General features: G+C 70.2%; 25 protein-coding genes and 1 tRNA gene. 9 read left to right on the top strand and 17 right to left on the bottom strand.

Annotation, left to right across the window (positions count from 1 at the left end):
• Positions 1-34 precede the first annotated feature (34 nt).
• The 7 genes from VF592_RS04360 to VF592_RS04385 all read right to left on the bottom strand — a co-directional run bounded on the left by VF592_RS04360 (position 35) and on the right by VF592_RS04385 (position 4,870).
• A complete protein-coding gene (locus tag VF592_RS04360) occupies positions 35-817 on the bottom strand; it encodes an enoyl-CoA hydratase-related protein (protein WP_331004387.1) in 783 nt (260 codons plus the stop codon).
• A complete protein-coding gene (locus VF592_RS14295) occupies positions 814-1,008 on the bottom strand; it encodes a type II toxin-antitoxin system RelE/ParE family toxin (RefSeq protein ID WP_414714155.1) in 195 nt (64 codons plus the stop codon). The genes VF592_RS04360 and VF592_RS14295 overlap by 4 nt, the downstream gene beginning before the upstream one ends.
• Positions 1,009-1,098: 90 nt before the next feature.
• Positions 1,099-1,350 carry a hypothetical protein gene (locus VF592_RS04365; RefSeq protein ID WP_331004388.1) on the bottom strand — a complete coding sequence of 84 codons (252 nt, stop codon included), beginning with the start codon at positions 1,348-1,350 and terminating at the stop codon, positions 1,099-1,101.
• Between the two features lie 16 nt (positions 1,351-1,366).
• Positions 1,367-1,792, bottom strand: coding sequence for a methylmalonyl-CoA epimerase (mce, locus tag VF592_RS04370; protein WP_331004389.1), 426 nt, complete (start codon positions 1,790-1,792; stop codon positions 1,367-1,369).
• Positions 1,789-2,100, bottom strand: coding sequence for a hypothetical protein (locus VF592_RS04375; RefSeq protein ID WP_331004390.1), 312 nt, complete (start codon positions 2,098-2,100; stop codon positions 1,789-1,791). The genes mce and VF592_RS04375 overlap by 4 nt, the downstream gene beginning before the upstream one ends.
• Complete coding sequence (locus VF592_RS04380; RefSeq protein WP_331004391.1) at positions 2,081-3,613, bottom strand: acyl-CoA carboxylase subunit beta; 1,533 nt, start codon at positions 3,611-3,613, stop codon at positions 2,081-2,083. The genes VF592_RS04375 and VF592_RS04380 overlap by 20 nt, the downstream gene beginning before the upstream one ends.
• A 96-nt stretch (positions 3,614-3,709) precedes the next feature.
• Positions 3,710-4,870, bottom strand: a complete 1,161-nt coding sequence (locus VF592_RS04385; RefSeq protein WP_331004392.1) for an alpha-hydroxy-acid oxidizing protein — start codon at positions 4,868-4,870, stop codon at positions 3,710-3,712.
• A gap of 251 nt (positions 4,871-5,121) precedes the next feature.
• Between VF592_RS04385 and VF592_RS04390 the strand changes: the two genes are divergently transcribed.
• Genes VF592_RS04390 through VF592_RS04400 form a run of 3 tightly spaced genes read left to right on the top strand, consistent with a single transcriptional unit; the run spans position 5,122 to position 9,384 of the window.
• Complete coding sequence (locus tag VF592_RS04390) at positions 5,122-5,808, top strand: ABC transporter ATP-binding protein (RefSeq protein WP_331004393.1); 687 nt, start codon at positions 5,122-5,124, stop codon at positions 5,806-5,808.
• Entirely contained in the window at positions 5,801-8,323 is a 2,523-nt protein-coding gene (locus tag VF592_RS04395; RefSeq protein WP_331004394.1) for an FtsX-like permease family protein, read from the top strand. The genes VF592_RS04390 and VF592_RS04395 overlap by 8 nt, the downstream gene beginning before the upstream one ends.
• Entirely contained in the window at positions 8,323-9,384 is a 1,062-nt protein-coding gene (locus VF592_RS04400) for a carotenoid 1,2-hydratase (protein WP_331004395.1), read from the top strand. The genes VF592_RS04395 and VF592_RS04400 overlap by 1 nt, the downstream gene beginning before the upstream one ends.
• Before the next feature lie 3 nt (positions 9,385-9,387).
• On the opposite strand, the gene VF592_RS04405 is transcribed toward VF592_RS04400, so the two are convergent.
• On the bottom strand, positions 9,388-9,636 hold the full coding sequence (locus VF592_RS04405; RefSeq protein ID WP_331004396.1) for a glutaredoxin domain-containing protein: 249 nt from the start codon (positions 9,634-9,636) through the stop codon (positions 9,388-9,390).
• 213 nt (positions 9,637-9,849) lie between these two features.
• Here VF592_RS04405 and VF592_RS04410 point away from each other — a divergent pair, with 213 nt between their 5' ends.
• Both VF592_RS04410 and VF592_RS04415 read left to right on the top strand, forming a co-directional pair.
• Positions 9,850-10,587: a Crp/Fnr family transcriptional regulator gene (locus VF592_RS04410; RefSeq protein ID WP_331004397.1), complete on the top strand. Its 738-nt coding sequence runs from the start codon at positions 9,850-9,852 to the stop codon at positions 10,585-10,587.
• Positions 10,584-10,814: a hypothetical protein gene (locus tag VF592_RS04415; protein ID WP_331004398.1), complete on the top strand. Its 231-nt coding sequence runs from the start codon at positions 10,584-10,586 to the stop codon at positions 10,812-10,814. Before VF592_RS04410 ends, VF592_RS04415 begins: the two co-directional genes overlap by 4 nt.
• On the opposite strand, the gene VF592_RS04420 is transcribed toward VF592_RS04415, so the two are convergent.
• From VF592_RS04420 to VF592_RS04445, 6 genes are all read right to left on the bottom strand, one after another.
• Positions 10,811-11,593 carry a transglutaminase family protein gene (locus VF592_RS04420; RefSeq protein ID WP_331004399.1) on the bottom strand — a complete coding sequence of 261 codons (783 nt, stop codon included), beginning with the start codon at positions 11,591-11,593 and terminating at the stop codon, positions 10,811-10,813. The genes VF592_RS04415 and VF592_RS04420 overlap by 4 nt on opposite strands.
• A gap of 177 nt (positions 11,594-11,770) precedes the next feature.
• Positions 11,771-11,847, bottom strand: a tRNA-Arg gene (locus VF592_RS04425).
• 34 nt (positions 11,848-11,881) lie between these two features.
• Positions 11,882-12,277 (bottom strand): hypothetical protein, encoded by a 396-nt coding sequence (locus tag VF592_RS04430; protein WP_331004400.1) that lies wholly within the window; start codon positions 12,275-12,277, stop codon positions 11,882-11,884.
• A complete protein-coding gene (gene nth / locus VF592_RS04435) occupies positions 12,270-12,926 on the bottom strand; it encodes an endonuclease III (protein WP_331004401.1) in 657 nt (218 codons plus the stop codon). Before nth ends, VF592_RS04430 begins: the two co-directional genes overlap by 8 nt.
• A gap of 4 nt (positions 12,927-12,930) precedes the next feature.
• Positions 12,931-13,659, bottom strand: coding sequence for a 4-hydroxy-tetrahydrodipicolinate reductase (dapB, locus tag VF592_RS04440; RefSeq protein WP_331004402.1), 729 nt, complete (start codon positions 13,657-13,659; stop codon positions 12,931-12,933).
• On the bottom strand, positions 13,656-14,525 hold the full coding sequence (locus VF592_RS04445) for a 3-hydroxybutyryl-CoA dehydrogenase (protein ID WP_331004403.1): 870 nt from the start codon (positions 14,523-14,525) through the stop codon (positions 13,656-13,658). The genes dapB and VF592_RS04445 overlap by 4 nt, the downstream gene beginning before the upstream one ends.
• A 29-nt stretch (positions 14,526-14,554) precedes the next feature.
• On the opposite strand from VF592_RS04445, the gene VF592_RS04450 reads away from it, so the two are divergent.
• Positions 14,555-15,559 (top strand): DUF1176 domain-containing protein, encoded by a 1,005-nt coding sequence (locus VF592_RS04450; RefSeq protein ID WP_331004404.1) that lies wholly within the window; start codon positions 14,555-14,557, stop codon positions 15,557-15,559.
• A gap of 4 nt (positions 15,560-15,563) precedes the next feature.
• Here the strand turns inward: VF592_RS04450 and VF592_RS04455 are convergent, their stop codons facing one another.
• From VF592_RS04455 to gluQRS, 3 genes are read right to left on the bottom strand one after another with little or no spacing between them, the layout of a single operon-like run.
• Positions 15,564-16,136 carry a cob(I)yrinic acid a,c-diamide adenosyltransferase gene (locus VF592_RS04455; protein WP_331004405.1) on the bottom strand — a complete coding sequence of 191 codons (573 nt, stop codon included), beginning with the start codon at positions 16,134-16,136 and terminating at the stop codon, positions 15,564-15,566.
• A 17-nt stretch (positions 16,137-16,153) separates the two neighbouring features.
• Positions 16,154-16,378 (bottom strand): twin transmembrane helix small protein, encoded by a 225-nt coding sequence (locus VF592_RS04460; RefSeq protein WP_331004406.1) that lies wholly within the window; start codon positions 16,376-16,378, stop codon positions 16,154-16,156.
• A gap of 9 nt (positions 16,379-16,387) precedes the next feature.
• A complete protein-coding gene (gluQRS, locus tag VF592_RS04465) occupies positions 16,388-17,239 on the bottom strand; it encodes a tRNA glutamyl-Q(34) synthetase GluQRS (protein ID WP_331004407.1) in 852 nt (283 codons plus the stop codon).
• A gap of 140 nt (positions 17,240-17,379) precedes the next feature.
• Here gluQRS and VF592_RS04470 point away from each other — a divergent pair, with 140 nt between their 5' ends.
• The 3 genes from VF592_RS04470 to ppc are packed head-to-tail and all read left to right on the top strand — an operon-like array spanning position 17,380 to position 21,148.
• Positions 17,380-17,946 carry an HNH endonuclease gene (locus VF592_RS04470; RefSeq protein ID WP_331004408.1) on the top strand — a complete coding sequence of 189 codons (567 nt, stop codon included), beginning with the start codon at positions 17,380-17,382 and terminating at the stop codon, positions 17,944-17,946.
• A 14-nt stretch (positions 17,947-17,960) separates the two neighbouring features.
• Entirely contained in the window at positions 17,961-18,341 is a 381-nt protein-coding gene (locus tag VF592_RS04475) for a hypothetical protein (protein WP_331004409.1), read from the top strand.
• Positions 18,342-18,397: 56 nt separating this feature from the next.
• Positions 18,398-21,148 (top strand): phosphoenolpyruvate carboxylase, encoded by a 2,751-nt coding sequence (gene ppc / locus VF592_RS04480; protein ID WP_331004410.1) that lies wholly within the window; start codon positions 18,398-18,400, stop codon positions 21,146-21,148.
• Positions 21,149-21,188: the final 40 nt, after the last annotated feature.

Below are 21,188 nucleotides of genomic sequence, written 5' to 3' on the forward strand. Positions count from 1 at the left end.
TACGCCACCAGCGCGTCGCATCAACCCTCCTCGCTCATGCACCCTTAAAGGCGGGCTTGCGCTTTTCCAGAAAGGCGAGCCCGCCCTCCATCGCGTCGCCCGTGTCGCCCGCCCGGCGCTGCCCGGCCGCCTCGCGCTGCAATGCCTGGGCATAGGTACCGTCCATCGCGTCGGCGATGTTGCGCCGCATGATGCCGATCGCGACCGTCGGCCCGGCCGCCAGCCGCTCGGCGAGCGCGAAAGCGTGCGTCTGGAGCATGTCGTCCTCCACACAGGCATGGATCATCCCCCAGGCCAGGGCCTTCTCGGCGCCGATCTTCTCGCCCAGCATCATCATCTCGGTCGCGCGCGCCTTGCCGATCAGGCGCGTCAGCATCCAGGACGCGCCGCCATCGGGCACCAGCCCGATATTGACGAAGGCCTGGAGGAAATAGGCCGACCGCCCGGCGACCACGAAATCGCCCGCGAGCGCGATCGAACAGCCGATCCCCGCCGCCGGCCCGTTCACCGCGGTCACGACCGGCACGTCGAGCTCGGCCAGCTTCATCATCAGCGGGTTGTAGTGGCGCGTCAGCGCGGTGTGCGATCCCTGCCCGCGCCCGGTGGCCCCGCCGCTCCGCGCCTGGAGGTCCGCCCCCGAACAAAAGGCCCGCCCCGCCCCCGTCAGCAGCACCGCCCGCGCACCGTCCAGCCGGTCGAGCGCCGCGTTCAGCTCGTTTGCCATGTCCAGTGAGGCGGCGTTCAACCGCTCGGGCCGGTTGAGCGTGAGGATCATCACGTCGCCGCGCTTTTCGAAGGTTATGGTCTCGTAGGTCATGGCTGCTCCCTGTTCTCGTGGGTGTGGTGGACACGAAGGATCGAGATAGCCCGCTCCCGATCGATCCGATATCGCGCTACATACTGGATGTCGGTGAAAGAGAATTCCCATATGTTCGAGTCAGAAATCGGACGACCGATATGGGGAAAGCGGCCGAGAGCCCCACAGCCGGTGACGAGCCGCCTTTCCACCAGCGCGGCCCTGGATTCAGCAAGTCATAGGTTGAATTCGAAAATACGGACAGAGGTCCGCTCGCGCGGCGCTGGTCCAGATGACCTCCACTATCCGGCTGCGCGCATCCGATACTGCCGCTGACGTTCCTCCATGTCGCGAACGATTTCGGCATGCGGCACAGTCCGCCCGGCATCTACATCTTCTAGCCCGACCAAGATGTCGGCCACGAGCCGGCGGCCATCGTCAGGCGTCCGAAAGTTCGGCTGATTGGCCATGAATTCGGCCAGCCCCTTATCCGGTCCGTTCAGCAGCCCTGTAAAGAGCGCAATATCCGCTTCCAGGCCTGACTGCTCTGCCATGACTAGTCCTATACCATCATCGGTGCCCACCCGCCACGGGCGTCTCCATCAGCTCGACCAGCACGCCCCCGAAATCGCGCGGGTGGACGAAGACGATCGGCGTCCCATGCGCGCCGATCCGCGGCTCGCCCAGCAGGGTCGCGCCCTTGGCACGGAGCTCCACGATGGCCTCATCGATGTCGGGCACCTCGAAGCACAGGTGATGCTGCCCCCCGGCCGGGTTCCTGGCGATGAAGCCCGCAATCGGCGAGCGGTCGTCCAGCGGCTCGATCAGCTCGATCTGAGTGTTCGGCGTGTCGACGAAGCACACCCGCACGCCCTGCGTGGGCAGATCGAAAGGCTCTCCAATTGCGTCGGTGCCGAGCAGGGTACGGTAGGTCTCGACCGATCGCTCGATTGAGGGTGTGGCGACGCCGATATGGTTGAGGCGGCCGAGGGTCATGCCAGTGTCCCGGAGTCGTGCGTCATGTCCAAGAAGTCCCTGAGCTCGGGCAGCCAATCGTTACCGATATGTTCGGCACATGCTTGATCCGAACTGGTAGGCAGGCCCATCAAGGTGTTCGTCGCCTGCCTCAGCATCAGAACGACATCTTCATCGCTCGGTCGCTCGTTTCCAGTCTGTAGCACTTCATATTCGGCCTGCTCGTAGCCGGTCAAAGTATCGATTTCACCCGGATACCAATTCTGTCGCACGTCTAAGAAGGCACTCAACAGCCCGGGTAGCGCGTGATCACAACGGAATGTTGTCATGCTTCTTCCACGGGTTCTCCAGCTGCTTGCCCCGCAACTTGCGCAGGCCCAGCGCGATGCGGCGGCGGGTGGAGTGGGGCTGGATCACCTCGTCGATGAACCCCTTTGACGCTGCCACGAACGGGTTGGCGAAGCGCGCTTCGTACTCGGCGGTGCGCTCGGCGATCTCCTCGGGCGTCTTGCCCCGGAAGATGATCTCGACCGCGCCCTTGGCGCCCATCACCGCGATCTCGGCGGTCGGCCAGGCATAGTTCAGGTCGCCGCGGAGATGCTTGGACGCCATCACGTCATACGCGCCGCCATAGGCCTTGCGGGTGATGACGGTGATCTTGGGCACGGTCGCCTCGGCATAGGCGAAGAGCAGCTTGGCACCGTGCTTGATGATGCCGTTGTGCTCCTGCGCGACGCCCGGCAGGAAGCCGGGCACGTCGACGAACGTCACGATGGGGATGTCGAACGCGTCGCAGAAGCGCACGAACCGCGCCGCCTTCTTGGACGAGGCGATGTCGAGCACCCCGGCCAGCACGGTCGGCTGATTGGCGACGAAGCCGACGCTGCGCCCCTCGATCCGCCCGAAGCCGCACAGGATGTTGCCGGCATGGCGCGGCTGGATCTCGAAGAAGTCGCCCTCGTCGACGACCTTTCGGATCAGCTCGTGCATGTCATAGGGCTGGCTGGCGCTGGCCGGGATCAGCGTGTCGAGGCTGTCCTCGACCCGGTCCCAGTCGTCGGCGGTCGGCCGCTCGGGCACGCCCTCCCGGTTCGAGAGCGGCAGGAAGTCGATCAGGTCGCGCGCGGCGAGCAGCGCCTCGATATCGTCCTCATAGGCGTTGTCGGCGACGCCCGACTTGACGGTGTGGGTCGACGCGCCGCCCAGGCCTTCCTGGGTCACGACCTCGTTGGTCACCGTCTTGACCACGTCGGGGCCGGTGACGAACATGTAGGAGCTGTCCTTCACCATGAAGATGAAGTCGGTCATCGCCGGCGAATAGACCGCCCCGCCCGCGCAGGGGCCCATGATGAGCGAGAGCTGCGGCACCACGCCGCTGGCGAGCACATTGCGCTGGAACACCTCGGCATAACCGCCGAGCGACGCCACGCCCTCCTGGATGCGCGCGCCCCCTGAGTCGTTCAGCCCGATCACCGGCGCTCCGACCTTCATCGCCATGTCCATGATCTTGCAGATCTTCTGCGCGTGCCGCTCCGACAGCGAGCCGCCGAACACGGTGAAATCCTGGGAAAAGACGAACACCAGGCGCCCGTTGATCGTCCCCGACCCGGTCACCACCCCGTCGCCGGGATAGACCTGATCCTCCATCCCGAAATCGACGCAATTATGCTCGACGAACATGTCGAGCTCCTCGAAGCTGCCCTCGTCGAGCAACACGTCGAGCCGTTCGCGCGCGGTCAGCTTGCCCTTGGAATGTTGGGCGGCGACACGCTTGTCGCCGCCCCCCGTTCTCGCCGCTTCCCGTTTCGTCTCGAGCATTGCGATCGTCGACGACACTGGCATTCCTCTCCTGCGGACGCGGCTCCAGTCGCTCTGGCCGCACCCGCGCGACGATGCAAATGCGAAGTTCGCACGCCTATCAAGGCGATAGCGCGACCCTCAGACTCGGATCGCCCCCGCCGCGCGCACCGCCGCGATCGTCGGATAGCCGTTGACCGCCATCAGCAGGTCCGCCTCCGCCAGCACGCAGCGCAGCACATGCGCCGCGCCCTCCGCTCCGTCGAGCGCGAGACCATAGGTATAGGGCCGCCCGATCCCGACCATCCGCGCGCCGAGCGCGACCGCCTTGACCATGTCGCTGCCCGACCGGATGCCCGAATCGAACAGCACGGGCGTGTCTCCCGCCGCCGCGACGACGCCGGGCAGCATGTCGATCGCCGCAATCCCGCCATTGGCCTGGCGCCCGCCATGATTGGAGCAATAGATCGCGTCAGCCCCGCCATCGACGGCACGGCGCGCATCGTCGGGATGGCAGATGCCCTTAAGGACGATCGGCAATTTCGTCATGCCCTTGAGCCATGGCAGATCGTCCCAGGTGAGCACCTTTCCGAAGGTCGCGCCCCATGTCGTAATCGCGGCGCGCGGGTCGTCCTCGGGCGGCTTGGCGAGCATCGCCCGGAAGACGGGATCGCTGAAATAATTCTGGAGCACAGCCCCGCGCAGCTGCGGGAAATTGGCGACGTTCAGGTCGCGCGGCCGCCAGCCCGTGACCCAGGTGTCGAGCGTGACGACGATCGCCCCATACCCCGCCGCCTCCGCGCGCGACACCAGGCTTTCCGCCAGCTCCTTGCTGCGCGGTGTGTAGAGCTGGAAGAAACCGGGCGTATCGCCTTGCGCCGCCGCCACCTTTTCCAGCGGGTCGTTCGACAGGGTCGACGCGCAGAAGGGCACCCCCGTCATCGCCGAGGCGCGCGCGGCGTGGAGATCGCCATGGCCGTCCTGGGTGCAGATGCCGTTGACCCCGACCGGGGCCATGAACAACGGGCTGGGGTAACGCCGCCCGAACAGCTCCACCGACAGGTCGCGCGTCGTCGCGTCGACCATCATCCGGGGCACCATGCCCCAATGGGCGAAGGCGGCGGCGTTGCGGTCCTGGGTCGTCTCGTCCCCGCACCCGCCCTGGACATAGGTCAGCACCTGGGGCGGCATCGCCGCCTGCGCGCGGACGGACAGCGTGGCGAAATCGACCGGCAGCTTGGGGATCACTCCCTGCAGCCCCGCGCCGTAGATCAGGTTCTGGTAATCGCCATAATGCGCCATGCGGCCTCTCCTCGACCGGAAGCATTCGCCGCCCCCGCGCGTCGGCGCAAGCCCGGGCGGGCCCGAGCGTGCCCTGTCCTCGGGAAGTTCGGCGCCGGCCCCGACCGGCTCGGATCGCGTATGCGACGATCATCGGCATCATGCCTGCCGAGGTGATCGAGGTTGAATTCCGGCACGCCTATCATTCATTTCGGCGCGGAACCGTGCGACGTGGCGGTGCTTTGTTCAAACGACCCAGCCGGGGAGGCTTCGTGACCCGTTCCACCGACGCGCCCCTGCTCGACGTCCGCGGCCTCGCCAAATCGGTCCCGCCGGCGCGCACGCTGTTCCGCCACCTCGACCTGCAGGTCGCGGGTGGTCAGGTGGTCGCGATCCTGGGCGAATCGGGGGTCGGCAAGTCGACCCTGCTCAACATCCTCGCCGGCCTCGACGACGCCGATACGGGCGAGGTGCGGATCGAGGGCACGGCCCTTGGTCCCCTGGACGAGGCGGCGCGCACGCGGCTGCGCCGGGAGCGGATCGGGTTCGTGTTCCAGGCCTTCCACATCCTGCCCTATCTGACGCTGCGCCAGAACGTCGCGCTCCCGCTCGCGCTCGTCTCTCCCGATGCGCGCGCCGCGGCGACGCGCGCGGACGAGATGCTGGACGCGGTCGGGCTCGCGACACGCGGCGACGGCTATGCGCGCGACCTGTCGGGGGGCGAGTTGCAGCGCGTCGCCATCGCCCGCGCGCTCGTCCATCGCCCCGCGCTAATCCTGGCGGACGAGCCGACGGGCAATCTCGACCCCGACACCGCCGCCCGCGTGCTCGCGCTTTTCGCCGACGCGGTGCGCGCGGGGGGTGCCGCCGCGCTGCTCGTCACCCATTCGGCCGCGACCGCCGCCGTCGCCGACCGGGTGCTGACGCTGACCTCGGGCGGTCTCGTCTCCAATGGCTGAGCCGGGGCTGGTCTCGGCCCGGCTGGCGCTGGGCTGGCTGATCGGGGGCGAGTGGCGCTGGCATCCGGTGCGCTTCCTTTTGACCGCAGTGGCGATTGCGGTCGGGGTGGCGCTCGGTTTCGCGGTGCACCTCGTCAACGGCTCGGCGCTCGCCTCGTTCGACCGCGCGATCCGGGGCGTGAACGGTTCGGCCGAACTCGCGGTGCGCGCGGCGAGCCCGCTCGGCTTCGACGAGGCGCTCTATCCGCCCGTCGCGACCGCCCCCGGCGTGGCCGACGCCAGCCCTGTGGTCCGCCTGTCCGCGCGCGCGAACGGCAAGCCGTTCACCCTGCTCGGCCTGGACGTGATCCGCGCCGCCGCCGTCACCCCCAGCCTGATCGGCCTGCGCGCGAGCGGCCCCGAGGGACGGGGCGACGCGGCGTTCGACGAGTCCGCCCTCTTCCTGTCGCGCGACGCGCTGACCCGGCTCGGCACGCGGGTCGGCGCGCGGCTGTCGGTCACCGCCAATGGCCGCACGGTGCCGCTCACCGTCGCGGGACTGCTCGCGGGTATCGGCGAGGGCCAGGCGATCGGCGTGATCGACATCGCCGCCGCCCAATGGCGCTTCGACCGGCTCGGCCGGCTCGACCGCGTCGACCTCAAGCTCGCCGACCGCGCCGCCGCCGAAGCCGCGCTCGCCCGCCTGCTGCCCGCTACGGCGACGGTCGGCGGCGCGGCGGCGGAGGCGGCGCAGGGGGAGACGCTGTCGCGCGCCTACCGCGTCAATCTCGACATGCTGGCGCTCGTGGCGTTGCTGACGGGCGGGTTCCTGGTCTTTTCCGCCCAGTCGCTGTCGGTCGCGCGGCGGCTGCGCGCCTTTGCCCTCGTCCGCACCCTGGGACTGCCCCGGCGCGGGATCGTCGCGGCGGTCGCGATCGAGGGGCTGGTGATCGGGCTGATCGGCGCAGGGCTCGGCCTGCTCGCGGGCTATGGCCTCGCGCTGCTCGCCCTGCGGCTGTTCGGGGGCGATCTGGGCGCGGGCTATTTCGCGGGAGGCGCGTCGCGCGTCGCCTTCCAGCCCGGCGCGGCGCTCGCCTTCTTCGCGCTGGGTCTGGCGGCGGCCGTGCTCGGCAGCGTCCTGCCCGCCCGTGCCGCCTCCCGCGCCGCCCCTGCCGCCGCGCTCAAGAATGCCGGCGACGTGATCGACCCGCGTGCGCCCGTGCCGTGGCGCCCCGCGCTGCTGCTCATGGGGCTGGGCGTGCTCGCCGCCTTTCTCCCCGCGGTCGCCGGGCTCCCGCTATTCGGCTTCGCCAGCATGGCGCTTCTCCTCGCCGGCGGGGTCGCGGGCGTGCCCTGGCTCGCGCGGCGGCTGCTGAGCGGCTGGGCCAAGCGCCCGACCGCCAGCGTGCCCGCGCTTCTCGCGGTCCGCCACATCCATGGGGCACCTGGTGAAGCAGCCACCGCCTTGTGCGGCATCGTCGCCTCCACCGCGCTGATGATCGCGATGGCGACGATGGTGGGCAGCTTTCGCGGCGCCGTCGACGAGTGGCTCGGCGATCTGCTTTCCGCCGACCTGTATCTGCGCACAGAGGGGGGTCCCGGCTTCGATCCCGCCACGCAGGAAAGGCTGCGCGGGGCGTCCGGCATCGCCTCGCTCGCCTTCAGCCGCCAGATCCCGCTGACCCTCGCCCCCGACCGGCCGCCCGTCACGCTGATCGCGCGCCGCGTGAACGCCGGCCGCGACACGGTCCTGCCGCTGATCGCGGAGGCGGCGGTGCCGCCGGGGGCGATACCGGTCTGGGTGTCAGAGCCCGCGCGGCGCATCCATGGCTGGGACCCCGGCGAGCTGATCGCGCTGCCGATCGGCGACGGCCGGCGCTTCGCGGTCGCGGGCGTGTGGCGCGACTATGCCCGCCAGGCCGGGGCCGCCGTGATCCGCGACGCCGATTATACCCGCCTGACCGGCGACACGACCCGCGACGAGGCCGCCGCCACGCTCCGCCCCGGCGCCGACGGCGCGACCGTCGGCCGCGCGTTGCTCGCCGTGCTGTCGCCGGACCGGCGCGCGCTGACCCAGGTCGCGGCGCCCGCGACGCTGCGCCGCTTCGCGCTCCAGCTCTTCGACCGCAGCTTCGCGGTCACCTATATCCTCGAAGGCGTCGCGATCCTGGTCGGGCTGGCGGGGGTCGCCGCCACCGTGTCGGCGCAGACGATGGCGCGCAGCCGCGAGTTCGGGATGCTCCGCCATCTGGGCGTCGCTAAGCGCCAGATCACCGCGATGCTGGCTATGGAGGGCGCGCTGCTCGGGCTGATCGGCGGGCTGGCGGGAGTGTTACTCGGCGGGATACTCGGCCAGGTGCTGATCCATGTGATCAACCCCCAATCGTTCAACTTCACCATGGCGACGCGCGTGCCCGTCGGCACGGTGCTGGGCGTCGTCCTCGCCCTGATCGCGGCGGGCGCGGGCACCGCGATCCTGGCGGGCCGCCGCGCGACCGCGACCGACGCGGTGCTCGCCGTGCGCGAGGATTGGTGATGCGCCGCCTGTTCGCCCTACCCGCCCTGATCGCCGGCGCCGCGCTGGCCGCGCCCGCGCCCTATCCGGTCGTGCGCCCCGGCATCGCGCTGCGCTTCCCCGCCGATCACGGCGCGCATCCCGCGTTCCGCACCGAATGGTGGTACGTGACCGGCTGGCTGCGGACGGCGGGGGGCCGCGACCTCGGCTTTCAGGTCACCTTCTTTCGTACCCGCCCGCGGGTCGACCCCGCCAATCCCAGCCGCTTCGCCGCCCGGCAGATCCTGTTCGCCCATGCCGCGCTGTCCGATCCGGCGACCGGCCGGCTCCTCCACGGCGAGCGCGCCGCCCGTGCGGGGTTCGGGCTGGCGGGTGCCAGGGTCGGCGACGCCGATGTCGCGATCCGCGACTGGCGGCTGCGGCGCTTCCCCGACGGGCGTTTCGCGGCGCGCGTGACGGCACCCGGCTTCGCCTTCGACCTGGTTTTCCGACCCGGCCAGCCCCCGCTCGCGCAAGGGCTGGGCGGTTACAGCCGCAAGGGCCCCCGCCCCGACCAGGCGAGCTATTATTACTCGATCCCGCATCTGCGCGCGTCGGGCGTCGTCACGCGCGGCGGCACGGCGGAGCGCGTGACCGGCGAGGCCTGGCTCGACCGCGAATGGTCCTCCGACTATCTCGCCCCCGATGCGGAGGGATGGGACTGGACCGGACTCAACCTCGACGACGGCGCCGCGCTCATGGCCTTCCGCATCCGCCGCAAGGGCGGGGGCACGATCTGGGCGGGCGGCTCCTATCGCTATCCGGACGGCCGCCGGGTCGTCTTCGCGCCAGGCGACGTCCGTTTCCGCACGCTGGCGACCTGGCGCTCGCGACGTACGGGCGCCGTCTATCCGGTCGTGCAGGAACTGACGGTGCGCCTGCCCCAAGGCCCGCGCCGCTTTCCGCTGCGCCCCCTGTTCCCCGCCCAGGAACTCGACGCGCGCGCGAGCGGCCTGCCCGTCTATTGGGAGGGCGCGGTCCGCACGACGGGCGGCCGGGGCTATCTGGAGCTCACCGGCTATGCCGGCCCGCTGACGATGTAGCAGTCACGCGGCGGCGAGATGGCGCTCCAGATCGTCGCTGCCGCCGATGCGCTGGCCGTCGATGAAAATCTGAGGGGTCGTCGACACGCCCTGTTCCGCCTTGAAGGCGTCCACCTCGTCGCGCGTGCCGAGCACCCGGTCCTCGACGACGAAGCCGCGCTCCTCGAGCAGGACCTTGGCACGGACCCCGAACGGGCAGACGTGATCGGGAAGCACCATCCGGTACAGCGTCGCATGCGGGGTGTCGGTCATCGGCTCTGGCGCTCCTCGAAGGGATGGGGATGGCGGCGGGGCATGGATGGCGCCCCGACGCGGACGCTGGGTGAACCCTGTCGCCGCTTAGTCGTTCCCGCCGGGCGGCCATCGGTCCGCCTTCGCCGGGTCAGATGGTCGGACTTGATCCATGTTCTTAACACCATCGCTCGCTGCTTGGTATCGTTGGGGCGATCTGGAACGAGGAACGACATGTCGAGCAGCGACGAACCCCGACTGACCGGGCTGATCGGCAAGCTGAGCAGATTGGCGCCGCTCGACCGCGACGATATCGCCGCGATCGAGGCACTGCCTTTACGCGCCGAGACCGCACGGGCCGGCACCTATCTCGTGCGCGAAGGCGGGCGCGTCGTCGATTGTTGCCTGTTGCTGTCGGGCTATGCCTGCCGAAGCAAGCTGACGAGCGAGGGACGACGGCAGATCGTGTCCTTCCACATCCCCGGCGACGTGCTCGACCTGCAGCATCTGCTGCTCGACATCGCCGATCACAATGTCGAGCTCATCACCGATGGAGAGATCGCGTGGATCCCGGCCGATGCCCTGCGCGCGGTCGCGCGGGCCCGCCCGACCGTCGCCGACGCGCTGTGGCGGGACACGCTGATCGACGCGTCCGTCTACCGCGAATGGGTGCTCAATGTCGGGCAGCGCGACGCCCGCACGCGCATCGCGCACCTGTTGTGCGAGTTCGCGTTTCGGCGCGCGGCGGCAGGACAGGGCGATGCCGAGCAATTTACCCTGCCGATGACGCAGGAACAGATCGCCGACGCCACGGGGATGACGCCGATCCACGTCAACCGCATGCTGGCCGCGCTCGGCGCCGAAGGGGTGATCGTTCGCCACAAGCGCCGGATCGAGATCGTCGACTGGCCCCGGATGCAGCGCATCGCGGATTTCGATCCTGCCTATCTCCACCTGGACCGGGCGGCATGATGATCCGCTTTGAACCGATCCTGCTGGCCAGCGCCGACGATTGCGACGCGCGGCTGGTGTTCCAGGAGGACCGCCTGGCGGCCATCGTGTCGCGGCTGGGCGACCTGCATGACGGACTGGCGGGTTATTGGTTCGTCGAAGCGGTCTTCGACGGCGTTCCGCGCCCGCGCGCCGATCCGTTCCCGGCGCTGGACGATGTCGCATCCTGGATCGGCGAGCGCGGCTAGGGATCGGTCCGGGTCACCCGCACCCGCTGGTCCCGCAACTGCGCGGCGCCGAAGATCGTCATGAACGAGATATCGGTCGCGTCGCGTCCCACCGCGATCCGCACCAGCCCCTCGACCGGCGCCAGGCCGCTCGCGTCGACCAGTCGCCAGCGACCCCCCAGCCAGACGTCCACCACCGCATGGAAATCCGGCGGATCGAGCTGCCAGGCATAGGCGGAGACCAGCCGCGCCGGAATGTCGGCGGCACGGACGAACGCCGCCATCACATGGGAGAAGTCGCGGCACACGCCCTGGCGCGCGACGAAGCTGTCGACCGCGCTCGTCGTCCCGTCGCTGCACCCGATGCGATAATCGATATTGTCGCCGATCCAGCGCGCCATCGCGTCGACCGCCGCCCCACCCTCCAGGTGGCCGAACTCGCGCGCGACAAAGGCCACGAAGCGATCGGACTGGCAGAACCGGCTCGGCCAGATATAAGGAATGACCGGGGCGGGCAGTTCCGGCAGCGGCGTGACGGCCAGACCGATCAGCGGCTCCGGCGCGCGCTCCACGTCGAAGGTGCCGCGATATTCGGCCAGGAACGCCCCTTCGGCGCGCGTCCAGGTGCGCCGGCCGATCCCGTCATCGCCCGGCACCGTCCGCAGCGGCCCCACCCCGCTGACGGTGAGCGCGTCCTCGATCAGCCGCTGCTCCTCCATGGGCGCCGCCTCGATCGCCAGCAGCACGTCGGCAGGTTCGGGCATATGATAGGCGAGGGTCGCTTCCACCGTAAGGCGCATCGGGTCATCCTGTCGCGCCCGGTCCGACGGACGAGCATCGACCGCCCCTAGCCGAAGATCGAAGCCCGACGCGAAAAACCGTGTTGATGGAGGTCAATGCGCCGCCCGACCGAGGCGCCGGCGCAGGAAGCCGCGCCCGGAACGTCACCGGCGCCGGTCGATCCGGTCGTCGGCGGGTGGTGCACTCGACAGGATTCGAACCTGTGACCCCTGCCTTCGGAGGGCAGTGCTCTATCCAGCTGAGCTACGAGTGCGTGGGTCCGGGATAGCAGCGCGGGCGCCGGGGCGCTAGCGGGTTTTGCCTGCAATCCGCACCGGCTGGAACGGCGCCAGCCCGCAGCTCGCGCCGCGCGACAGGCCGCCGGTCTGGTTGAGCACGGTGATGATGTCCTGCGCGCAGAGCTGGCTGAGCGAGGTCGCGTAGCCGAAGCGCCGCTCGAAGCCGAGGCCCGGACAGCCTTGGGGCAGGGTGACGCGATAGGTCCGGCGGCCCGTCATCACGAAATCGATCACCCGGTCCGACCTGACCCGCGTCTCGCGGATGGAGCGTAGCGGGATGCAGCTGCGCGCCTCCCCGGTCGGGGTCGCGGCGGGAACGCGGTCGGAACGCTGGCCGGCGGCACCGGGCGTGGCGATGGCGGCCGCCAAAAGAGCGGGAAGCAGGGCGGGGAGGTGTCTACGCATCGGAGGCCTCTTTCGGCGCGGGGGTCTTGGGCTCGAACGCGCAAAGGTCGCGGACGATGCATCGCCAGCATTCGGGGCGCCTGGCCTTGCAGACATAACGCCCGTGCAGGATCAGCCAGTGATGCGCGCTCAGGCGGAACGGCTGGGGCGTCACCGCCTCCAGCCCCAATTCGACCGCCAGCGGCGTCTTGCCGGGCGCGAGCCCGGTGCGGTTGCCGACCCGGAAGATGTGGGTGTCGACCGCGAACGTCTCCGCTCCGAAGGCGACGTTCATGACGACATTGGCGGTCTTGCGCCCGACGCCCGGCAACCGTTCGAGCAGTTCGCGCTCGGCGGGCACCTCGCCGCCATGCTCGTCGAGGAGCAATTGGCTGAGCAGGATGACGTTCTTCGCCTTGGTGTTGAACAGCCCGATCGTGCGGATATGCGCGCGCACTTCGTCCTCGCCGAGCTCGATCATGCGGGCGGGATGGTCGGCGCGCGCGAACAGCGGGCCGGTCGCCTTGTTGACGCTGACATCGGTCGCCTGCGCCGACAGCGCTACCGCGACCAGCAAGGTATAGGGATTGCTCCAGGCCAGCTCGGTCCGGGGATCGGGATCGTTCTCCGCCAGCCGGCGATAGAATTCGAAGACTTCCGCTTCCGTCACCCGGTCACAGGCCCAGCACGTCGCCCATGCGGTAGCGCCCCGGCGCCCGGCCGACGAGCCACAAAGCCGCGCGCACGGCGCCGCGCGCGAAGATCACCCGGTCCTCGCCCCGGTGCCCCAGCTCGATCCGCTCGCCATCGGTGGCGAAGATCACGCTGTGGTCGCCGATCACCGATCCGCCGCGCAAGCTGGAGAAACCGATCGTCCCCTCCGTCCGGGCGCCCGTCAATCCCGCGCGCCCGTCGACGCGCACCTCCGACAGCGTGGTGTCGCGCCCGGTCGCCGCCGCCTCGCCCAGCAGCAGCGCGGTGCCGCTCGGCGCGTCGACCTTGTGGCGGTGGTGCATCTCGACGATCTCGATGTCCCATTCCGGCCCCAGCCGCGCCGCCGCCTCGCGCACAAGGATGCCGAGCAGCGTGACGCCCAGCGAGGTGTTGCCCGTCTGGAGCACCGGGATTTCGGCCGCCGCCGCGTCGATCATGGCGTGATGCCGCGCCGACAGCCCCGTGGTGCCGACCAGGATCGGTCGCCCCGCCCCGCGCGCGGCCTCCAGATGCTCGGGCAAGGCGCTGGCGACCGAAAAGTCGACCAGCACGTCGGCGCGCTCGGCGAGCGGGCGGCAATCGTCGCGCACATCAACCCCGCCCGCGTTGGTGGCGCCGACATCCTCCATCACCTCGGCGATGGTGCGCCCCATCCGGCCCAGGCTGCCATAGATGCCGATCGACGTCATCGCGTCGGCACCGGCGCATCGCCGCGATAGTCGTAGAAGCCGCGTCCCGTCTTCCGGCCCAGCCATCCCGCCTCGACATATTTGACCAGCAGCGGCGCGGGCCGGAATTTGGGATCGCCCGTGCCCTCATGGAGCACCCGCGTGATCTCCAGGCAGGTGTCGAGCCCGATGAAATCAGCGAGCGTCAGCGGCCCCATCGGGTGGTTGAGCCCGAGCTGGCAGCCCAGGTCGATGTCGGGGATCGTCGCCACCCCCTCCCCCAGCGCGAAACACGCTTCGTTCAGCATCGGCATCAGCACCCGGTTGACGATGAAGCCCGGCGCGTCGTTGGCGCGCACCACCTGCTTGCCCAGCGTCCGCGCGAAGTCCTCGACCGTTGCGACCGTGGCGTCCGACGTGGCGAGCCCGCGGATCAGCTCGATCAGCCCCATGACGGGCACCGGGTTGAAGAAATGCACCCCCACGAAGCGCGCGGGGTCGGGCGCGGCCTGGGCCAGCCGCGTGATCGGGATGGACGAGGTGTTGGTCGCCAGAATCGCGTCGGGGCGCAGCACGGCGCCGACATCGCCGAAGATCGCGCGCTTGATCTCCTCGCGCTCGGTCGCCGCCTCGATCACCAGGTCGCAGTCGCCCATCGCCGAGGCGCCCTCGACCGGTTCGATCAGCGCGAGCGCGGCGTCGCGGTCGGCGGCGGCGATCTTCTCCTTCGTGACGGCGCGGTCGAGCTGCTTGGCGATCCCCGCCAGCCCGGCCCGCGCGCGGTCCAGCGACACGTCGGACAGCAGCACCCGGTATCCCGCCTGCGCGGAAACCTGGGCGATGCCCGCGCCCATCTGCCCCGCCCCGATCACGCCCACGATGTTCATGCCGACCTCCGCGCGCTAGGCTCCCGCCCATGCTCGTAGCTGCCCTTGCCGCCGCCGCCCTCCAACCGCAACCCGGGAGCTTGCGGACGGTCGGCCATTGGACGGCGGGATGCGACAATGTCCGCGCCTGCCGGGCGGTCGCGCTGGTTCCGGCTTCCGAGGACCGGGACCGCTATCTGCTCGCGGTGATCACCCGCGAAGGCCAGCCGACGGCGCAGCCCAGCCTGCGCGTTGCCTCGGGCAACGACCTGCCCGCCGGACCGCTGACCATTCGCATCGACGGCAAGTTAGCAGGAAGGATCACACGCGAAGCCGCACTGCCCTTCAACCGCGCATTCGCGTCGATGCTGGCTAATGGACGAGAGCTCACGGTACATGGCGGGGACGGCCCGCCCCTCGCGGCCGCCTCGCTCAGGGGGATCGCGGCGGCGTTCCTCCACATCGACGAGCAGCAGCGCCGCCTCGGCACGGCGGGCGCGCTGATCCGGCGGGGTCCGCGCCCGGACGCGACGGTGCCCGCGCCGCCGCCGCTGCCGCGCATCGTCCAGCCGCGACCGACCGGCGGTGCCCCGCGCGCTCTTGCCGCCGGCGCCGCCGCGCGCCTGATCGGGCCCGACAATGCCCGCTGCGCCCATGCCTCGGGCCCGGTACGCCCACGCGCGATCCGACTCGACGCGCGTCACAGCGTCGCGCTCGTCACGCACCCCTGCGGCAATGGCGCGTACAACATCTTCACCAGCGTGTTCGTCGTCGACGAGACCGGACGGGTCCGTCCCGCCGCCTTCGACGCCGGGACCGGCATGGACCCGGACGGGGCCGACCCGAACATGCTCGTCAACGCCGATTGGGATGCGAGGCGACGACGGCTGACCGGCTTCGCCAAGGGCCGCGGGCTCGGCGACTGCGGGACCATGCAGGAATACGCCTGGGACGGCCGGGACTTCCGCCTCGCCGAACAGCGCGACATGGGCGAGTGCCGGGGTTCGATCGATTATATCACAACCTGGCGCGCGGCGGTGACGACCGCGCGATAGCCCGTCAGCGGGTCGCGCCCGGCTTCCACAAGATGTCTCCCGCCGCGCCATTGGCGACGCGCGCGGCGACGAACAGATAATCGGACAGGCGGTTGATATAGGCCAGGGCCTGCGGGTTCGCCGCGGCGCCCCCGCTTTCCATCAGCGCGACGACGCTGCGCTCCGCCCGCCGCGTCACCGCGCGCGCCACATGGAGCGCCGCCGCCCCCGCGCCACCGCCGGGCAGGATGAAGCTGGTGAGCGGCGCCAGTTCCTCGTTGAGCGCGTCGAGCGCGCGCTCCAGCCGCTCGACCTGCGCCGGGACGACCCGCAGCACCATCTCGGACGGCGTGAAATCCTCGCCCGGGGTCGCCAGGTCGGCGCCGAGGTCGAACAACTCGTTCTGCACCAGCGCCAGGTCGCGCGCGACCGGATGGTCGCCCAGCGCGACGATCGCGACGCCGATGCAGCTATTCGCCTCGTCGACATCGCCCATCGCCGCCAGCCGCGGATTCGCCTTTGACAGGCGCGATCCGTCGACCAGCCCGGTATCCCCGGCGTCGCCGGTGCGCGTGTAGATGCGGTTGAGCTTGACCACGATTCTGGCTGGCGCCCTTAGGTCCGGCCGGCCGCGAAGAGCATCACGACGACGATCATCACCGCGATCGCCTGGAAGAAGATGCGCTGCTGCATCATGCGGTTCGACTTGACCGACGAGGCCGAGGGCCCGCCGCGCACCTCCGCGCTCGATTCCTGGAGAAACGCGATCACACCGCGCACCAGGGCCACGACGGTCGCGATCATCGCCGCGACGAGGAGAATGACGAGGAAAGTATTCATGACCCCGATCTAGGTCCTCGCGATCGAAAATCCAGCGGGCGGGGTATCCTCCATCAACCCGGCGGCCAATTTCCGGCCGTCCACGCCGCCCGCGCGCAGGCTCGCCAGCGACGGGCTTCCCCGCCGTTTGGCCAGCCGCTCGCCATCGGCGCCGACCAGCAGCGGATGGTGGTCGTAGAGCGGCGTCGGCAACCCCAGCAACGCCTGGAGCAGCCGGTGGACATGCGTGGCGTCGAACAGGTCGACCCCGCGCACCACGTCGGTCACGCCCTGCGCGGCGTCGTCCACCGTCACCGCCAGGTGATAGCTGGTGGCGACGTCCTTGCGCGCCAGCACCACGTCGCCCTGCGCCTCCGGCACCGCGCGCACGACGCCCGCGCGCTCGTCCCGCCAGTCGAGCGGACCCGCTGCCGCTACCGCGCGCGCCATGTCGATGCGCCAGGCATGACTCTCCCCCGGGCGCGACGCCGCGTCGATCGTCCGGCACGTCCCCGGATAGGGGGCGGTCGGCCCGTGCGGCGCGGATATCGCCCCGGCGATCTCGGCGCGTGTGCAGAAACAGCGATAGACCAGTCCCCGGCGCTTCAACGTCTCCAATGCCGCCGCATGGGCCTCCAGCCGCGCCGACTGGAAGACGACCGGCCCGTCCCAGTCGAGCCCCAGCCAGCGCAGATCGTCCAGGATGCCCGCGACATGCGCCGCCCGGCTGCGCATGCCGTCGATATCCTCGATCCGCAGCAGGAAGGCGCCGCCCCGCGCCCGCGCCAATCGGTGCGCGCGCACCGCCGAATAGGCATGGCCCAGATGCAGCGCGCCCGTCGGGCTCGGCGCGAAACGGGTGACCACCGCGCGTTCATCCATAGGCTGGGGTCCGATAGGGCGGGACACCCACCACCGCTGGTGGCAACCCGCGCGCTTGACCAGGCGTTGTCGGTCGTGCTGTCATCATGCCGTCACCGCGTCCGGGCAGGGGCGCATCGGTACGAACCTGGGGAGGAGCCGTGTTTCATCCCGACCTGATCCGCCATCCGGACGGCTGTCCCGCGCTCGTCCTCAATGCCGATTATACCCCGCTTTCCTATTATCCCTTGAGCCTGTGGCCCTGGCAGACCGCGGTCAAGGCGGTGTTCCTCGACCGCGTCGACATCGTGTCGCATTACGAACGCGAGGTCAGGAGCGCGCATACCGCGCTGAAGCTCCCCTCGGTGATCGCGCTCAAGCAGTTCGTGCGCCCGTCGCAATTTCCCGCCTTCACCCGTTTCAACCTGTTCCTGCGCGACCGCTTCCACTGCCAATATTGCGGACGCCACCGCGAACTGACCTTCGATCATGTCGTCCCGCGCGCACAGGGCGGGCGCACGACCTGGGAGAATGTCGTCACCGCCTGCGCGCCGTGCAACCTGAAAAAGGGCGGCCGCACCCCGAAACAGGCGGCGATGCCGCTCCACATCGATCCCATCCGCCCGACCAGCTGGCAGCTCCAGGAACATGGCCGCGCCTTTCCGCCCAACTATCTCCACGACACCTGGCGCGACTGGCTCTACTGGGACATCGAACTCGAAGCCTAGAGGGAGCATGGTCGATGCGGCTGATGGTGGTTGGAACGATGCTGCTCGCTCTGGCGGCCTGCAACGATCATGAAGCGGAACGCGCCGCCGCCGATGCGCGTGCGGCCAACTTCACCCCACCCGCCGTCACCTCGCGCCTCGACTGGGGCGGCCAGCAGGAACGTCGCTTCACCGCGCTGGACCGCAACGCCGACGGCAAGCTGACCGATCAGGAATTTCCCCGCGTCGACTCGCGGCTCGTCCGCGCCGACGCCAATCGCGACGGGGAGATCACCAAGGGCGAGTTCACCACCCGCGCCATGGACCGGTTCGACCGCATGGACCTGAACCGGGACGGCACCGTCACCTCCGAGGAACAGGAAACCACCCGCAACGGCACCCTCGCCGTCGAGTGAGGCGCTGAGACGACGGGCCGATTGACGGGCGCCGCGCCGCGTCGCAGCATCGGCCCATGGCCCATCCTTCCCCCGCCGCCGACCTGCCCCCCATCGCCAACAACGCCGATGTGCGCCTGCTGGGGACGCTGCTCGGCGACGTGATCCGCGCGCAGGGCGGCGACCGGCTGTTCGAGGCGACCGAGTCGATCCGACGCGCCTCGGTCGATCGGCATCGCGGCGGTGGGGAGGCCCGCGCGCTCGACCTCCATCTCGACGCGCTCGACCTGGACGAGACGCTCGATTTCGTGCGCGGCTTCATGCTCTTCTCGATGCTCGCCAATTTGGCCGAGGACCGTCAGGGCTTCGGCCCGGCCGGCGAGGGGCGGAGCCCGTCGTCCGACGGCGGCTCTGCCGCCGCGGGCCGGCCGCAGGCCGACATGGCCGGCGCGCTCCACCGCCTGGCCGAACAGGGGATCGACCATGCGGCGGTCGAGAAGCTGCTATCCACCGCGCTGATCGCCCCCGTGCTCACCGCCCACCCGACCGAGGTCCGGCGCAAGAGCATGATCGACCACCGCAACCGCATCGCCGAATTGCTGGCGCTGCGCGACCGGGGGCTGACCGAGACGCCGGACGGCGACCTGATCGAGGAAGGCGTCGCCCGCCAGATCGCGCTGCTCTGGCGGACGCGGGTGCTGCGCCGCGAGCGCCTCTACGTGTCCGACGAGGTGGAGACCGCGCTCAGCTATCTGCGCGACGTGTTCGTGCCCACCCTGCCCGCGCTCTACCAGCGCTGGGACCGGGCGCTCGGCTTTCGCGTGCCCTCCTTCCTGCGCCCCGGTTCGTGGATCGGCGGCGACCGCGACGGCAACCCCTATGTCGACGCCGCCTCGCTCCGCGCCGCGCTCGCCCGCGCCTGCGAGGCGGTGCTCGGCCATTATCTGGACGCGGTCCACGCGCTCGGCGCCGAATTGTCCATCTCGGCGGACCATGTCGAGGTGCCGGGCGGCGTCTGCGCGCTCGCCGACCGATCGGGCGACACCGCCGCCAGCCGCGCCGACGAGCCCTATCGCCGCGCCCTGTCGGGCATCCATGCCCGCCTGGCCGCCACGCATCTCCACCTGACCGGCAAGCCCGCGCCCCGTCCCGGCGCCCTGAAGGGCGACGCTTATCCCGACCCCGCCACGCTACGCGCCGATCTCGTCGCCATCGCCAAGGGGCTGGCCGCGACCGGCGAGGCGCTGTCGTCGGGCGGCGCGCTCGGCCGGCTGATCCGCGCGGTGGAGATATTCGGCTTCCACCTCGCCACGCTCGACCTGCGCCAGAACTCGGCGGTCCACGAACGGGTCGTGGCCGAGCTGCTCCGCGTCGCCGGGGTGGAGCCCGATTATCTCGCGCTGCCCGAGGAGGATCGCGTCGCGCTGCTCCGCCGCGAGCTCGCCGGCCCCCGCCCGCTCGCCAGCCGCTTCACTGCCTATTCGGCGGAAACCGCCTCCGAACTCGCCATCCTCCAGGCCGCCACCGAGTCGCATGCGCGCTACGGTCCCGCCGCGATCACCAACTATGTCGTGTCGATGGCCAGGTCGGTGTCCGACCTGCTCGAGGTCCATCTGCTGCTGAAGGAGGTCGGGCTCTACCGACCCGGTGATCCGCCTACCGCCGCGATCATGGCCGTGCCGCTGTTCGAGACGATCGAGGATCTGGAGGCCGCCCCCGCCATCATGCGCGACTGGCTCGCCATCCCGGAGGTCGCCGCGATCGCCAGGGCGCGCGGGCATCAGGAAGTGATGATCGGCTATTCCGATTCGAACAAGGACGGCGGCTATCTAACATCGACCTGGAGCCTGTCCAAGGCTTCCGCCGCGCTGGCGCCCGTCTTCGCCGAGGCGGGGGTCGCGATGCAGCTTTTCCACGGGCGCGGGGGCGCGGTCGGGCGCGGGGGCGGCTCCGCCTTCGCCGCGATCCGCGCCCAGCCGCCCGGCACCGTCCAGGGCCGCATCCGCATCACCGAACAGGGCGAGGTGATCGCGGGCAAATACGGCACCCGCGACAGCGCAATGGCGAATCTGGATGCGATGGCATCGGCCACCCTCCTCGCCAGCCTGGAGCCGCCGCGCCTGTCCGATGCCGAGAACGAACGCTTCGCCGCCGCGATGGACGCCGCCTCCGCCGCCGCGTTCCGGGGCTATCGCGACCTCGTCTATGGCGAGGACGGCGACGACCGGGGTTTCCGCACCTTCTTCCGCCAGCTCACCCCGATCGCGGAGATCGCCGGGCTCAAGATCGGCTCGCGCCCCGCCAGCCGCACCAAGTCCGACCGGATCGAGGATCTGCGCGCCATCCCCTGGGTGTTCAGCTGGGCGCAGGCGCGCGTCATGCTGCCGGGCTGGTACGGCGTCGGCACCGCGCTGGCGCAGGGCGACCCCGCGCTCCTCGCCGACATGGCGGAGGGCTGGCCGCTCTTCGCCGCGACGCTCGCCAATATGGAGATGGTGCTCGCCAAATCCGACATGGCGGTCGCCGCCCGCTACGCGGCCCTGGTCGAGGACGAGGGGCTGCGGACGCGCATCTTCACCCGCATCCGGGACGAATGGCACCTGACCCACGACGCCCTGCTGCGCGTCACCGGTCAGTCGCGCCTGCTTGACAAGCACCCCGCCCTCGACGCGAGCATCCGCCTGCGCCTCCCCTATATCGAACCCCTCAACCTCCTCCAGATCGAGCTCCTGAAACGCCACCGCGCCGGCGAGACCGACGCGCGGGTGGAGGAAGGGATATTGCTGTCGATCAACGCCATCGCGACGGCGCTGAGGAATAGCGGGTAATCAAGTCCTCCCCCGCCAGGGGGAGGGGAACCGCTCGCGA

The sequence above is a fragment of the Sphingomonas sp. genome, assembly GCF_036388435.1.
In the GTDB taxonomy this organism is placed as follows: domain Bacteria; phylum Pseudomonadota; class Alphaproteobacteria; order Sphingomonadales; family Sphingomonadaceae; genus Sphingomonas.